14 protein-coding genes and 1 pseudogene are annotated in these 14,909 nt (G+C 61.9%); 2 read left to right on the top strand and 13 right to left on the bottom strand.

The window, feature by feature from the left end; translation table 11 throughout:
• Positions 1–217: 217 nt before the first annotated feature.
• A complete protein-coding gene (gene xth, locus EC86_RS0103270) occupies positions 218–1,000 on the top strand; it encodes an exodeoxyribonuclease III (protein WP_029524267.1) in 783 nt (260 codons plus the stop codon).
• A gap of 46 nt (positions 1,001–1,046) precedes the next feature.
• On the opposite strand, the gene ntrC is transcribed toward xth, so the two are convergent.
• From ntrC to EC86_RS0103220, 10 genes are all read right to left on the bottom strand, one after another.
• Positions 1,047–2,594: a nitrogen regulation protein NR(I) gene (ntrC, locus tag EC86_RS0103265; RefSeq protein WP_029524266.1), complete on the bottom strand. Its 1,548-nt coding sequence runs from the start codon at positions 2,592–2,594 to the stop codon at positions 1,047–1,049.
• Between the two features lie 57 nt (positions 2,595–2,651).
• A complete protein-coding gene (glnL, locus tag EC86_RS0103260; protein WP_051676101.1) occupies positions 2,652–3,758 on the bottom strand; it encodes a nitrogen regulation protein NR(II) in 1,107 nt (368 codons plus the stop codon).
• A gap of 28 nt (positions 3,759–3,786) precedes the next feature.
• Positions 3,787–4,299 carry a hypothetical protein gene (locus EC86_RS0103255; RefSeq protein ID WP_029524264.1) on the bottom strand — a complete coding sequence of 171 codons (513 nt, stop codon included), beginning with the start codon at positions 4,297–4,299 and terminating at the stop codon, positions 3,787–3,789.
• A gap of 197 nt (positions 4,300–4,496) precedes the next feature.
• Positions 4,497–5,912 (bottom strand): type I glutamate--ammonia ligase, encoded by a 1,416-nt coding sequence (glnA, locus tag EC86_RS0103250; protein WP_029524263.1) that lies wholly within the window; start codon positions 5,910–5,912, stop codon positions 4,497–4,499.
• A gap of 231 nt (positions 5,913–6,143) precedes the next feature.
• Positions 6,144–7,118, bottom strand: coding sequence for a competence/damage-inducible protein A (locus tag EC86_RS0103245; RefSeq protein ID WP_029524262.1), 975 nt, complete (start codon positions 7,116–7,118; stop codon positions 6,144–6,146).
• Positions 7,119–7,135: 17 nt separating this feature from the next.
• Positions 7,136–8,044: an EI24 domain-containing protein gene (locus EC86_RS0103240; protein WP_036772656.1), complete on the bottom strand. Its 909-nt coding sequence runs from the start codon at positions 8,042–8,044 to the stop codon at positions 7,136–7,138.
• 8 nt (positions 8,045–8,052) lie between these two features.
• A complete protein-coding gene (locus EC86_RS0103235) occupies positions 8,053–9,105 on the bottom strand; it encodes a sterol desaturase family protein (protein ID WP_029524260.1) in 1,053 nt (350 codons plus the stop codon).
• Between the two features lie 4 nt (positions 9,106–9,109).
• Positions 9,110–9,967: a polysaccharide deacetylase family protein gene (locus EC86_RS0103230; RefSeq protein ID WP_029524259.1), complete on the bottom strand. Its 858-nt coding sequence runs from the start codon at positions 9,965–9,967 to the stop codon at positions 9,110–9,112.
• Positions 9,968–10,151: 184 nt separating this feature from the next.
• Entirely contained in the window at positions 10,152–11,144 is a 993-nt protein-coding gene (locus tag EC86_RS0103225) for a YVTN family beta-propeller repeat protein (protein WP_084181132.1), read from the bottom strand.
• Positions 11,145–11,306: 162 nt separating this feature from the next.
• Positions 11,307–12,047 carry a pseudouridine synthase gene (locus tag EC86_RS0103220; protein ID WP_029524257.1) on the bottom strand — a complete coding sequence of 247 codons (741 nt, stop codon included), beginning with the start codon at positions 12,045–12,047 and terminating at the stop codon, positions 11,307–11,309.
• A gap of 173 nt (positions 12,048–12,220) precedes the next feature.
• On the opposite strand from EC86_RS0103220, the gene EC86_RS0103210 reads away from it, so the two are divergent.
• On the top strand, positions 12,221–13,504 hold the full coding sequence (locus EC86_RS0103210; RefSeq protein WP_029524256.1) for a phospholipase D-like domain-containing protein: 1,284 nt from the start codon (positions 12,221–12,223) through the stop codon (positions 13,502–13,504).
• Positions 13,505–13,611: 107 nt separating this feature from the next.
• On the opposite strand, the pseudogene EC86_RS0103205 reads toward EC86_RS0103210, so the two are convergent.
• The 3 genes and pseudogenes from EC86_RS0103205 to EC86_RS0103195 form a co-directional block, all read right to left on the bottom strand.
• Positions 13,612–14,003: pseudogene (locus tag EC86_RS0103205) on the bottom strand (group II intron maturase-specific domain-containing protein); the annotation flags it as partial.
• Positions 14,004–14,149: 146 nt separating this feature from the next.
• On the bottom strand, positions 14,150–14,500 hold the full coding sequence (locus tag EC86_RS0103200; protein ID WP_029524254.1) for a copper-binding protein: 351 nt from the start codon (positions 14,498–14,500) through the stop codon (positions 14,150–14,152).
• 40 nt (positions 14,501–14,540) lie between these two features.
• On the bottom strand, positions 14,541–14,903 hold the full coding sequence (locus EC86_RS0103195) for a DUF4148 domain-containing protein (protein ID WP_029524253.1): 363 nt from the start codon (positions 14,901–14,903) through the stop codon (positions 14,541–14,543).
• Positions 14,904–14,909: the final 6 nt, after the last annotated feature.

Below are 14,909 nucleotides of genomic sequence, written 5' to 3'. Positions count from 1 at the left end.
CGGGGAAACAACGAACTCCCAGCGTCATGAAATGGTAAACAAGCAGGGCGCCGGCTGGCAAGGCTTGCGCAGGCGCAGGTCGTAGCAAGGTGTAAACGATTCCCCGCCCTTGGGCGATGTGTCCCTGCCCGGCCGAAAGCCGCGCGAATAATGCGAAACTTGCCGCCTCGTTCAAAACCTTGTCCCACTTCACCGCCTCACCAAAGCTTCTATTCCGATGAAAATTGCCACCTGGAACATCAATTCCCTGACCGTTCGCCTGCCGCAGGTGCTCGACTGGCTTGCTGCCAATCCAGTCGATGTGCTGTGCCTGCAGGAACTCAAGCTCAGCGACGACAAGTTTCCGCGGGCCGCACTTGAGGCCGCCGGCTACCAGAGTGCCGTGTTCGGCCAGAAAACCTACAACGGCGTCGCCATCCTGAGCCGCACGCCGGCACGCCACATTGTGAAGAACATCGTTGGCTTCACCGACGAGCAGTCGCGCGTCATTGCCGCCACGGTGGACATGCCCGGCGGCGATGTGCGCGTGGTGAACGGCTATTTCGTCAACGGCCAGTCGCTGGGCAGCGAGAAGTTCGACTACAAGATGAAGTGGCTGGAAGGCCTGCGAAACTGGCTTCGGGACGAGCTGGCGGCGCATCCGAACCTGGTGTTGCTGGGCGACTTCAACATCACCGCCGACGACCGCGACAGCTTCGACCCCGAAGGCCTGCGCGAAACCATCCACCACACCAGCGAGGAGCGGCTGCATTTCCAGGCGCTGGTCAAGCTCGGCCTGACGGACGCTTTTCGCATGTTCGACCAGCCCGAAAAAAGCTATTCCTGGTGGGACTACCGCGAGATGGCCTTCCGGCGCAACCGGGGCCTGCGGATCGACCACATCCTGGTCAGCGAGCCGCTCAAGCCGCTGGTCCGCAGTTGCGTGATCGACAAGCTGCCGCGCAAGAACGAAAGGCCCAGCGACCATGTGCCGGTCGTGGTGGAACTCGACTCACTATAAAAAAGATAGCTGCTTGCGCACGTCCAGCATGCGCAAACGCCCTTATTTACTCAAGATTGAGTTCCTGGATCTTGCGCGTGATGGTGTTGCGGCCAATGCCCAGCTTGTGCGCCGCCTCGATGCGCCGGCCGTGCGTGTTGGCCAGCGCGGTCATGATCAGGCGGGATTCGAAGCGGCGCGTCAGCACGTCCCAGACATCGCTGCGCCCCGACACCAGCAAGGCCAGCGCCTCGGCCTCCAGCCCGCTTTCCCAGGGCGACGGCAGTGCGCTACTCTCGGCGCCTGTCGCGCTCACCGCTGGCGCTGACGCAAGCGCAAGCGCCTCCGACGGATACACGGCAGCGACCGGCCTGTCGGCATCGGCTGTCCATTCCTGCCGGGGCACGTCGGTTTTTTCGGCCGGCGACGCGCCGGGTTTCCACTCGGGCGTCGAGCCGAGGACTTCGGGCGGCAGGTCCTTGGGCTCGATCACCTGGGCCGGCGCCATGACGGTCAGCCAGTGGCAGATGTTCTCCAGCTGGCGCACGTTGCCGGGAAAAGCGAACAGGCTCAGCTGCTGAAGCGCCGCTTCCGATATCCGCTTGGGCTCGACGCCGAGCTGCTTGGCGCTTTGCTGCAGGAAGTGGCGCGTCAGCATGAACACATCCTCGCGCCGCTCGCGCAGCGCCGGCAGCCGCAGGCGGATCACGTTAAGGCGGTGAAACAGGTCTTCGCGGAAGCTGCCTTCCTTGACGCGCTGCTCCAGGTCCTGGTGGGTGGCGGCAATCACCCGCACATTGGCCTTGACGGCATTGTGGCCGCCGACGCGGTAAAAATGGCCGTCGCTGAGCACGCGCAGCAGCCGGGTTTGCAGATCGAACGGCATGTCGCCGATTTCGTCGAGGAACAGCGTGCCGCCGTCGGCCTGCTCGAAGCGGCCGCGCCGCAGCGTCTGCGCGCCGGTGAAGGCGCCGCGCTCGTGGCCGAACAGCTCGCTTTCCAGCAAATCCTTGGGGATGGCGGCGGTGTTGATGGCGATGAACGGCCCGTTGGCGCGCGGCGAATGCTTGTGCAGCGCGCGCGCCACCAGTTCCTTGCCCGAGCCCGATTCGCCGGTGATCATCACCGTGACCATGCTCTGGCTCAGACGGCCGATGGCGCGGAACACGTCCTGCATCGCCGGCGCCTGGCCCAGCATCTCCGGCGCGTTGGTCATGCGCTCCTCGGCGACTTCCTCGCGCTGGCTTTCCTCGACGGCGCGGCGGATCAGCTCGACCGCCTTGTGCAAATCAAACGGCTTGGGCAGGTATTCGAACGCCCCGCCCTGGAAGGCCGACACGGCGCTGTCCAGGTCGGAAAATGCCGTCATGATGATGACCGGCAGGCCGGGCAGCTTGGCCTTGACCTTTTCAAGAAGGTCCAGGCCCGAGCCGCCGGGCATGCGGATGTCGCTGACCAGGATTTGCGGGCCGTCGCCTTCGGTGGCCACGTCGAGCGCCGCCAGCACTTCGCGCGGATTGGTAAAGCTGCGGGTGGGCAGGCCTTCGCGCAGCAGCGCTTTTTCCAGAACAAACCGGATGGACTGGTCATCGTCAACAATCCAGATCGGTTTCATGCTTTGTTGTCCCTTTGCTTGGAGCGTGGTTATCTTTGAAATGAAAGACAGCAGACTTCAGGGCAGCGGTATCAGCAGCTTGAAGTCTGTATGGCCGGGCCGGCTTTCGCACTCAATCAAGCCGTGGTGTTGCTGGACAAAGGTTTGCGCCAGTGTCAGCCCCAGCCCCGAACCGCCTTCGCGCCCTGAAACCAGGGGATAGAAAATACGGTCCTTGATGGAGTCCGGAACACCCGGCCCATTGTCAATGACATGCAATTCCAGTGCCAGCCGATAGCGCTTCTTTCCAAAAGTTACCTGTCGGGCAATGCGCGTGCGGAAAGTGATTTTTGCGTTGCCCGCCGCGATGCGTTCGGCCAGTTCCTGGGCGGCGTTGTGGGCAATGTTGATGACCGCCTGGATCAGCTGCTCGCGGTCGCCGCGAAACTCGGGAATCGACGTGTCGTAGTCGCGCACCACCCGCAAGCCCTTGGGAAACTCGGCCAGAATGAGCGAGCGCACCCGCTCGCAGACCTCGTGGATGTTCACGTCGCCCACCAGGTGCGGCCTGCGGTGCGGCGCCAGCAGGCGGTCCACCAGCGTCTGCAGGCGGTCGGCCTCGTGAATGATGACCTGGGTGTATTCGGTCAGCTCCCTGCCGATTTCCATCTGCAGCAGTTGCGCCGCGCCGCGAATGCCGCCCAGCGGATTCTTGATCTCGTGCGCCAGGTTGCGGATCAGTTCCTTGTTGGCCTGCGCCTGGTCGATCAGGCGTTCCTCGCGGTCCTGCTTGGCCTGCTGCTCCAGCGGCAGCATTTCCACGATGGCCTCGCCGGGCGTGTCGGTCTGCGCCACCACGACATGCACCGGCATCGGCTCATGGTTCAGGCGGCGCAGCCAGGCGTCGTAGCGCAGGGCGGCAAACTCGTTGCTGCCCGCGCCTTCCAGCGCATGCTTGAGGATGTGCGGCTCGGTGAAGCATTCGGGCAGTTGCGAGCCCTCGATGGTCCGGCGCGAGGTGCCGAGGGCGTCTTCAAGTGCCGCGTTGGCAAACACCACGCAGCCATTGGTGCGGACCACCGCAATCAGGGTGGCCAGCAGGTCAAAGGCCTGGAAGCGGATGGTTCCCGAAGCCGGGAAGGAAGACAGGAAGGTGGGGATGGATGGCTTTTTCAAGCGCCCCATTTTCATCCAGAAGCGGGGTCAATCGGGCTTAATTTGCCGCTGGCAGTCGGGAAATTTCGCGCTTCAGGCCGGCAATGTCGCTCTGGCTGCGCGCAATGCTGTCTTTCAGGTCGCTGACGCGGTCGAGGTAGCGCTGGTAGTTGCGCCCCTCGATGCCTTGCTTCTCGGGCTCGCCGTTGTTGTATTCCTTTTGCAGTTCGGCCAGCCGGGCTTCGGACTTGCGCAGCTCCGACTCCAGGATGATGCGCGAATCGCTGTCGCGCGCCCGCTGGTCGGGGCTGCTGTCGGCGCGCGAAGTGCCGGCCGCCGGGCTGGTAGCCACGCGCGCCGGCGCCTTCGGGATGGGCGTGCCCTGCACCACCGTGACATTGCCACCGGAAACCGCCTTGCAGTTGCGCGTCTGCGCATCCTTGACGTTGTTGATGTATTCAGGCGCTGCGCCTCCGACGCCGGCACAGCGGTAAATCTGTTGCGCCCAGGCGCTCTGGCCGGCACTGATCAGCAGCATGGAAAAAACAGACAGGGAGCAGAGAATTTTCATGGGGAGGATTACAGCGCCTGGAAGCGCTTGCCGGTAAGTGCAGGGTGGATACGGAATTCGCCCATGAGTATGCTGCAAAGCGTCAAAAATACGAAATCATCCGGGCATCAACCCCGTGGCGCCATAAAAAAAGGATGGCACAAGCCATCCTTTTTGTTGAGCCGCCCGCTTTAGCGAAGCGGGTGGACTGACGCTGATTACAGCGAGTAGTACATGTCGTATTCGACCGGCGAGACTTCAACGCGGGTGCGGTTGACTTCGCCCATCTTCAGTTCGATGTAGGCATCGAGCATGCTGTCGGTGAACACGCCGCCCTTGGTGAGGAAGGCGCGGTCCTTGTCCAGTTCTTCCAATGCCTGGTCCAGGCTGTGGCAGACGGTGGGGACCAGCTTGTCTTCTTCGGGCGGCAGATGGTACAGGTCCTTGGTGGCGGCTTCGCCGGGGTGGATCTTGTTTTCCACGCCGTCCATGCCGGCCATCAACAGGGCCGCAAAACCCAGGTAAGGGTTCATCAGCGGATCAGGGAAGCGCGCTTCGACGCGGCGGCCCTTGGGGTTGGCCACGTAGGGAATGCGGATCGATGCCGAGCGGTTCTTGGCCGAATAAGCCAGCTTGACCGGGGCCTCGAAATGCGGGACCAGGCGGCGGTAGCTGTTGGTGCCGGGGTTGGTGATGGCGTTCAGGGCACGGGCGTGCTTGATGATGCCGCCGATGTAGTGCAGCGCAAAATCGCTCAGGCCGGCATAGCCGTCGCCGGCAAACAGGTTCTTGCCGTCTTTCCACACCGACTGGTGCACATGCATACCCGAGCCGTTGTCGCCCGCATAAGGCTTGGGCATGAAGGTCGCGGTCTTGCCGTAGGCGTTGGCCACGTTGTGAACCACGTACTTTTGCAGGATGGTCCAGTCAGCGCGCTCGACCAAGGTCGAGAAACGCGTGCCGATTTCATTCTGGCCAGCGCCCGCCACTTCGTGGTGGAACACTTCGACCGGGATGCCCAGCGATTCGAGGATCAGCGACATTTCAGCGCGCATATCCTGCGTGCTGTCCACCGGAGGCACGGGAAAGTAGCCGCCCTTGACAGTCGGACGGTGGCCGCGGTTGCCGCCTTCGAGCTTGGTGCCGGTGTTCCACGGCGCTTCGTACTCTTCGATTTCGTAGAAGGTGTGGCCCGGCTCGGTGCTCCAGCGCACGCCGTCGAAGATGAAGAATTCTGGCTCTGGTCCGAAATAGGCGGTGTCGCCCAGGCCGGTGGACTTGAGGTAGGCTTCGGCGCGCTTGGCAATGGAGCGGGGGTCGCGCTCGTAGGCCTTGCCGTCGGTTGGCTCGATCACGTCGCAGGTCATGATCAGCGTCGTTTCCTCAAAGAACGGATCGATGTTGGCCGTGGCCGGATCAGGGATCAGCTGCATGTCCGAGGCTTCGATGCCCTTCCAGCCGGCGATGGACGAACCGTCGAATGCATGGCCGTCGGTGAATTTGTTTTCATCAAAATGAGACACGGGCACCGTGGTGTGGTGCTGTTTGCCCCGGGTGTCGGTAAAACGGAAGTCAACGAACTTGACTTCGTTTTCCTTGACCATGTTCATGACGTCTGCGACGGTCTTTGCCATTCAAGAATCTCCTGTACTGGATGGTGGTTTAAAAATTCGGCTCAGTTTTTGTTGAATGCACTTTTTGTGCCAAAGCCGGGAACACCGGGGTTTTGGCCAAACCCGTCATTGTGCCGCCGCTATTGTCGCTACGGAATGGCGATTGACTTGTTTTGAAACAGCAGTTTTGAAAATTAACCCAGAAATGCACTATTAAGGTGCAGATATTCGCTTAATTTGGCAACTTTATTGTTAGCGCACCAATTCAGGGCCAAGCTGAAGATTGAATTGGTGCAAGCCTGCCAGCAAAGCGGGATAAGCCCGGTTGATGGCCTCCGCCGGCCCTTTGACACCAAGTTCAATATGCCGGCCATATTGCGGATGGTCGACGCTGGGCAGGCTGAACACCTTCACGCCGGCATGCTCGGCTTCAATCGCCAGCATCAAGGGCGTCAGCGTGGCTTCCATCGATCCCATCACGATGACCGATTTTTCGACAGCGCCCGAGGTGCTGTGCAAGTGGGCATAGCGGTTGTCCAGCACCCACTCGACCATGGGCCAGGCCATGACTGGAAAACCCGGCAAGAAGTGGATGCCCCCACGGTCGCTCACTTCGTGTAGCTCCCTGCCCCCCGAGGGGGCCGCTGCGCCTGCGGTCTGGCAAAGCCAGTCCCGCGGCCCCTGCTTTGGCAGAGTGGAGCGCTCACCCGGCAGGACTGCGGCACTTGTAGCAAGCACTTCGTGGTACTCACGCTCGACAAAGCAGCTGAAGCCCGGAATCTTGTTGTACGGGTTGGGAATGATTTGCGCGCCCACCGGAAACACGCCCATGTTCAGGCGGTGCAGGTTGTCAAGGCGGTCGGGCTCGTAGGCGGCGCCCTGCTCTTTGGCCGTGTCGCGTATGCGTTCCTCGATCAGCCGTTTGGCTTCGGGGTGCAGCGCCAGCTCAACGCCAAGGGCTTTGGCCGCGCACTGGCGCGTGTGGTCGTCCGGCGTGGCGCCGATGCCGCCGGTGCTGAACACCACATCGCCCGAGGCACGCGCGGCTGCAAAGGCGCGCGCCAGCGTGGCGGTGATGCGCTCCGGGTCGTCGCCGACATATTCGGCATAGGCCAGCGACAGGCCCCTGGCTGCCAGCAGTTCGATGATTTTGGGCAGGTGCTTGTCGGTGCGCTTGCCTGAAAGGATTTCATCGCCAATGATGATGAGTCCGAATTGAGGGGTCATGCGAAAAAGTCCTGAAGTTAGGCCAATGAATCGGACGAGCCGCCTGCCGACCTGGGCGCCATAGGCGGCGGTGACTCGTCAACTATTAATTCTGTAGCAGCTTGTGCATATGGCGCCTGCGCAAAAGCACTATTTCGCTTGCGAAGCTGCTCCAGCGCGGCCAGGCAGTAATGGGCAAACCACAGCGATGAAAAGGCGAACACCAGCGTATAGATCCAGATCGCCAGCGGCACCAGGATCGGCGCCATGGCGATGAACATGGCGCCCGAGGCCCAGAGCAGGCTGGGCGCCGCGCCAAGGTAGCCGCTGAGCACACCGATGCCGAGCAGCGGCAGGCGGTTTTCCCGGAACAGTTGCTCGCGTTCCTCGCCACTAGCATGGTCGGCCAGGGCATCGTAGGACATGACTCGGTAGGTCAGCCAGCCCCAGATCAGCGGCGGCAGGATCAGGATCAGCGGCGGCACCAGCCAGAGCGGAACCGTCGCCACCAGCGCCACGATGGCCAGCAGGGTCGAGCCCAGCGACCAGACGATGCTGGCAAGCATCGAGCCGCCCTTTTTCCGCTCCAGCTGCGGAAACCGCCGGCTCGCCACCAGCGCGACCATGCTGGGCGTCATGAACACCGCCACCAGCAGCAGGGTCACGACGACGATCACCGGAATGGCAAGGAACAGCACCAGCGCCGGTGCCAGCACCAGGCGCAGGCTGCCCAGCCCGATGCCGTCGAGCCAGTGGACCATGGCATTGACCAGTTCATAGCTTTCCAGGCTGGCGCGCACCGCGACCAGCGCGCTTTCCCAGTAAAGGTAGCCCAGCGTCAGCGATAGCACGCCCATGATGACGACGGGCAGGATCGACAGGACGATGACGCGGGGATGCAGGCAGTACATCACCGCCCGCCAGAAGGAATCAAGCATCGTGTTCATGCGCCGCTTCATGCCCGCCCGAACAGCCGCTTCAGGCCCAGCCACTGCTGCGACCAGAAGCCGCTGCCGTAGTCGCGATGCTTCTCGACCTGGTCGCGCACGCCGGTGGGGTCATAGCGAAGCTCGAAATTGGCCGTGCCGAACAGCATGTCCCACCACGGCAGCAGCACGCCAAAGTTAAAAGCCCCCACGCTCCCCACTTCGTGTGGTTCGCTGCCCCCCGGGGGGGCGCTGCGCCTGCGGCCCGGCGAAGCCGGTTCCGCGGCCCCGGCTGGTGAAGATGAGGACGGCTCTTGGACCGGGTTCAGGCCGATGCTGTGGTGCAGCCGGTGAAAGCGCGGGCTGACCCACAGCCGCTCGCCTACCCGGCCAAACCAGAGCCGCACATTGGCATGCTGGAAACTTTCGCTCAGTTGCGTCAACGCGACGATGAGGATGAACTGGTCAGACGCCACGCCGATCAGCTGCGCGACGACCACGATGACACCGTCGATCAGGATGCTGTCGAGCAGGTGGTTGCGGTTATCGCTCCACATCGTCATCCTCCGCTGCGAATGGTGCAGCGAATGCAGCCGCCACCACCACTCCAGCTGGTGCTGGCCCCGGTGCGTCCAGTAAGCGACGAAGTCGAACACCAGCAGGTAGATCAGCAGGCTCACGACGGCCATGTCGGTCACGCCGGGCCACAGCTGGTCCAGGTGAAAGGTGCCGTAGCCAGCGGTGCGCAGTGCGCCGAATGCCGCATCGAACCACGGGTCCAGCGTGAAAAACAGCGCCAGCCGGAACAGCCCGAGCCGGTGGATCAGCGTGTAGAGCACATCAATGCGGATGCTCGCCCGGTCAGCGGGCGAGTCCATCGCCTCGACCGGCCGCCAGCGCTGCAGCGGGCCGATCACCGCGACCAGGACGATGACCTGGAGGACGCCCACCATGAACCAGGCCGTCGCCGCGTAGCCGTCCTCGAACAGGCTGGCCAGGTCAAGCGCGAACAGGGCGGGCTGCACCACTGCCTGGAACAGCCAGCCCTGAACACCCGCGAAAATTCCAGTCAACCAGTCCATCGGGTTATTTTCCAGTGGGATTTTTCAAGGCAAGCGGCTGCTCGTCAATCCAGGCCTTGTACTGCGGATGCTCGCGCAGCGTCCTGAAGCAAAAGCCCTGCGACTGCAGGCCGGTGATCAATGGCTCCAGCACGGCGGGCGCCCACGGGTCCTGGCGCGACCAGATGCCCAGGTGCGCGACCAGCACATCGCCCGCCCGGACACCTTGCAGCGCCTTGTTCAGCAGCACGGCGTTGGGGTATTTGTCGCTGGGCAACTCGTCGCCCAGAAAGCCGGCCGGCGACCAGCCCACATGCGCATAGCCGCACGACCGGGCGGCGTCCAGAAGCTGCGGCGAGGTTTTACCGCCCGGCGCGCGGAACAACGGCAGCGGCTTCTTGCCGGTGATGTCCTGCAGGCGCGCGCCGGCACGGCTGATTTCCTCGCAGTATTGCCGGGCCGTCCAGGTGAACTCCTTGCCCTCGGACGGACCCGCCGAAGGGCGTACCCTGAATTGCGCCGGCGCCCCCGATGCACCCGGCGCGTCGGCGCGCCAGTAGGCGTGGTCAAAGGTATGCGAGGCAAACTCGTGGCCTTCGGCCGCGCGGGCCTTCCACCAGGGCGCCCAGTGCGTTCCCAGGCTGCCATCGCCGGTCTTGGTGCGCTCGTTGGCGGCAAAAAACGTGACCCTGACCTGATGGCGCCTGAGCACGTCGGCCATCAGCGGCGCCACGTCCATGTGGCCGGTGTCCAGCGTCAGGTAAACCGGCTTGCAGGAAGCACTCTCATCCGAATTTTTTACATCAAATCGGCCGTTCTCGCTTGCTGCATAAGCGCAAGTAGCTATTGGAAACATAGCAACCAGCAATTGACCAAGCCTCATGCCCAAGCCCAGGCTGCGGAACCGCCTTCGCCGGGCCGCAGGCGCAGCGGCCCCCTCGGGGCTGAAGGCTGCGGCTCCGAGCCCGCCTGCGCGGGCTTGGACAGCCTGAAGATGCGTCGCCTCTGGCGGCGTGGCGCCCTGCAAGGGCAGGGAGCTACACGAAGTGAGCGACCGTGGGGGCCAACTACCGTGGCGAGTGATCGAGCGTCCAGACGCCATGGGGACTCCTGCCAACGTTGATTTGACGCACCACCTTGCGGCTGGCCACGTCGATGAAAGTGAGCTTGCGAATCCAGCGCGACGTCACGATGATCTGGCTCAAGTCGCGGCTCACGTCCATGCAGTCGGGACCGCCGGGCGCAGGGAAACTGTTCACCACTTCGAGCGTCTGCAGGTCGATCATGCTGATGGTGTTGGCCACCCGGTTGCTGACCAGCACATGGCGCTGGTCGCCGAAAGCGCGAAAGGCATGGGCGCCCATCGCCGTCTTGATGAACTTGACGCGCCTGGGCTCCTTGCCGCTCACGTCATACACCTCGACGCCGTCGCCGCCGGTCAGGGCGACCAGCACGAATTTGTCGTTGGCCGTGCCAATCAGGTCGGCGGGCGTCGAGCCGGTTGGGGTACGCCACTTGACGGTCTGCGTGGCCAGATCGATGGCGATCAGTTCGTCGCTTTCCTGCATGGTCGAATAAATCGTGCTGCTCTTGCTGTCGATCCACAAATGGCTGGGCGTCTTGCCGGTGGCGATGCGCTTGGCCAGGGTCATGTCCTTGCCATCCCAATGGAAGATGTCGATATGGTTGAGGCGGTTGGCGGCCGTCACAAACCACTTCATGTCGGGTGAAAACCGCAGGTGGTAGGGATCGATGATGCCGCGCACGGTGCGCTGGACTTCGGCCGTTTTCGGGTCGATGAAGGTCAGCGAATCGGACAGCGCGTTGGCCACGATCACCGATTTTTCGTCGGGCGTGAGGTAGAGGTGGTGCGGCTGCTTGCCGGTCTCGATGCGCTTGATCTCCGTCCAGTTCGCCGGATTGATCACGCTGACGCTGTCTTCCAGCGAATTGAGCACGAACACAGGCGTGGTGATGGCGCCAGTGGCCGGCGCGGCTGCTGGCACCTTTGCAGTTTGTCCTGCAGCAGACAGACACAGCAAGGCCGAAAAAGCAGCCATGCAGACAGCCGGAAAACGGGAATAAGCATTCACAAAACGGTTCTTTCCAAGGTCAATCCTTTAGTGTAGCGGCCGGCCGTGAACCGCCCTTGCCGTGGTGCCATGAAGGCCTTATCGGCCACGCAAGGCCATGCGCCTTTTGGTCAGGAAACGTCTGGTCCTCTACTTGGCGGCGGTGCCGGCAATGCTGGCAAGGTCTTGCGCCGTCAGCCAGCGCCATTCGCCCGGCTTGAGGTCCGCCGGCAACCCCAGCGAGCCGATGCAGGAACGGTGCAGCCCGCCCACGTCTTCCACCCGGTTGCCCACTGCGGCGATCATGCGCTTGACCTGATGGTATTTTCCTTCGGTCAGCGTCAGGCTCAGCTGCGACTCGCCGGTCTGCTCGCAGGCCGCCGCCCGAACCGGTTTGGGGTCGTCGTCGAGCACCACGCCGGCCAGCAGCTTGCTGATCTGCTGCGCGTCCACCGGATGCTTCGCACTGACCTGGTAAACCTTGGGCACATGGTGCCGGGGCGAACTCATGCGGTGAATGAACTTGCCGTCGTCCGACAGCAGCAACAGGCCGGTCGTATCCTGGTCCAGCCGCCCAACCGCCTGCACGCCCGCCGCCGCGCCGCCACCACGCTGGCGGATCGGCGCCGGCAGCAGTGTGTAGATGCTGGGATAGGTGCTTGGCTTTTGCGAGCATTCATAGCCGGCGGGCTTGTGCAGCATCAGGTAGGCTTTTTCATGGTGTTCCCAAGCCACGCCCTGGACCGTGAAGTGCAGGCCTTCCGCTACGAAATCCATAGCTGGTTCGGTACACGGGACGCCCGCTACCGTCACAAAACCCTGCTGAACCAGCCCCGCGCAGACGCGCCGCGTACCAAAACCCTGGGAAAAAAGGATTTCCTGCAATTGCATGTGTTTTTTTGTCATGGCGCTATTGTCGCCCGGCGAATCAGGCTGCCGGACTACCGGCCTGCAGGGAATCGGCTTTCGACAAAAGGGCCCGCCTGTCAAATAATGCTGAGCTTGAACTTGTGCAGACGGGTTCAGGCATTTCATCTTCCACCTGATATTTTTGCCATTCCACGATGATTAAAAAGAAACGCCTCGCGCTGGTGATTGCCGCCACGTTTTTTCTGACGCTGATCAGCTTGCTGATTGTGATGAACTTCAGCAGCGGTGAAAAAGACGTCAGCCGCGAACTGCCACGGCTGTATTCGACCCACGACCCGCAGTTTCGCCGCGCCATCGGCACGCTGCTGGGCCCGCCGCTGGTGGGCGGCAACCGGGTCCAGGAGCTGATCAATGGCGACCAGATTTTCCCTGCCATGCTGACGGCGATACGCGGCGCGCAGCAGAGCATCACTTTCGAGACCTATATCTACTGGTCGGGCGACATCGGCCGCGAATTCGCCGATGCGCTGGCAGAGCGTGCCAGGGCGGGGGTGAAGGTGCATGTGCTGCTGGACTGGGTCGGCAGTGCCAAGATCGACGAAGGCTTTCTGCAAGAAATGCAGAAGGCTGGCGTGCAGATCCGGAAGTTCCACAAGCCGAACTGGTACAACCTGCACCGGCTCAACAACCGGACCCACCGCAAGCTGCTGGTGGTCGATGGCAAGACCGGATTCACCGGCGGCGTCGGCATTGCCACCAAATGGACTGGCAACGGCCAGGATGCCGACCACTGGCGCGACTCCCATTTCCGCATCGAAGGCCCGGCGGTCGCCCAGATGCAAGCGGTGTTCATGGAGAACTGGCTCAAGGTCACCGGCCAGGTCATGCATGGCGAGAATTACTTTCCGGCGCTGCAAGCCCTGGGCAACAGCGACGCCCAGGTTTTTTCAAGCTCGCCTTCGGGCGGCAGCGAAAGCATGCAGCTGATGTACCAGTTGTCCATCACCGCCGCCAACGACGCGATTGACCTGTCCAGCGCTTACTTTGTCCCCGATGACCTCACCACCCAGGCCCTGGTCGATGCGCTCAAGCGCGGGGTGAAAATCCGCATCATCACCCCCGGAGAAATCATCGACACCGACACGGTGCGCGCGGCGTCTCGCGGCACCTGGGGACCGCTGCTCAAAGCCGGCGCAGAGATCTACGAATACGTGCCCAGCATGTACCACTGCAAGGTGATGATTGTTGACAATCTGCTGGTATCGGTCGGTTCGACCAATTTTGACAACCGGTCGTTTCGCCTGAACGACGAGGCCAACCTGAATATTTACGACACGGCTTTTGCCGAGCGCCAAACCCGTATTTTCGAAGACGATCTAAAGAGCTCCCGCCAGGTGACTTACGACCAATGGGCAGCCCGGCCCCTGAAGGAAAAACTGATGGAGCGGCTGGCCTTGCTGCTGGAATCCCAGTTGTGACGAGTTGTTAACCTGGCCAATCGGCATAGGGGGCAGCCATCATAGGCTGCACCCCTGCCACACCACCCGGCATGCGGGTCCGCACCGGGCGCTTCGAGAGCTTGAGGTCAGGACAGTCGCGGCACCCCCAGACGGTCGAAGTACGCAATGGTCAGCACACTGTTGAGCAGCATCGCGCCGTTGCGCCACCAGCGGTGGCAGTTGCCCGCCACCTGCTTGGCTACTTCTTGCGAGGCCCCAGTACCTTGAGTTCCCGGTAGATGGTCTTGGGCCGCTTCCATTGCCGGAGCTGGATCGCTCGCAATCGGTGGCGCAGCCATTCGTCCAGCCTTCGCCAGACCTTGGGCGTTTGCGCCAGCCCGAAGTAAGCCTTCCAGCCCAGCAGGTAGGGCCGCAGTTTGTCCACCACTTCGCCCATGCTCCGCCGGCCCGAGCGGCGCGTGAGTTGCCGGATGCGGGCCTTGAAGTTGTCCAGTGCCTTGTGGGCCACCGCACATTTGCGGTTTGACCTCCTGGCCCTTGGCCACCGCTATCGGCAACGAGCCAAGGGTGTTGAAACATCAGAGGTCCGGATCACAGCATTACTTTTTCGCTGACCTCATTGGATAAGCCCGAGGGGTTGTCAAGCATCCTGCCGGCTGAAGATTACTTTGCCGCCTGGATATTCGTTACAAAAATGGCACCGTTGGCTTTTTCGGCCGCAAATTGGATCTTGTCTCCGACCTGCAATTTCTGAAGCATCGCTGAATCAGTTGCCTTAAACACCATGGTCATTCCCGGCATTTGAAGGTTTTCAATTGCCTCGTGCTTGATGGTGAGCTTGCCCTGCTCGGTGTCGATCTTGCGCACTTCTCCAGACGTCAACTTTGTTGAAACGGCAGGCGTTGCAGTTGCGCTCAAGGGAATAGTCTGCGTGTCAGAGGCAGCCATCGCCAGCCCGGAACTCCCCGCAAACAGGGCTGCAGCGACCAGCAATGCATGGATTTTTGTCTTCATAGAAATCCTACGTGTGTTTAATCATTGACTGATGTGGTGTTTATCGGCGGTACAGTTCACGCTGCAGGCGCTTTTCTGCATCCGTCATCACCAAATTGGGCTTCGGGGTGTCATGTGCCAGGCTGTCCGTATGGACAAGGGTGCCACCCTGAAATGCGTAACTGTGCTGAGGACCGATAAAACCTTTGTCGGTATTGACGATTTTGGTGCCGTCGGCAGTGAAGGGATTTTTGCGGAAAGCCTCTAACTCTTGCTGGACCTCAGCGCGGCTTTTTGTGCTGTTGCCGGGATGAAACTCAAAGCCTCGGTCGCCTCCAACCCATGTGGTGCCGCTGTTGGCAAAGGCAGCAGGAAGGGCGGCACCTACAAGGGCCAGGGCAACAATGGTTTTGCGAATAGACATGATCAA

Source organism: Polaromonas glacialis (genome assembly GCF_000709345.1).
GTDB lineage: Bacteria > Pseudomonadota > Gammaproteobacteria > Burkholderiales > Burkholderiaceae_C > Polaromonas > Polaromonas glacialis.
The sequence above is the reverse complement of the archived record's forward strand: the minus strand, read 5'-3'. Positions and strand labels throughout refer to the sequence as shown.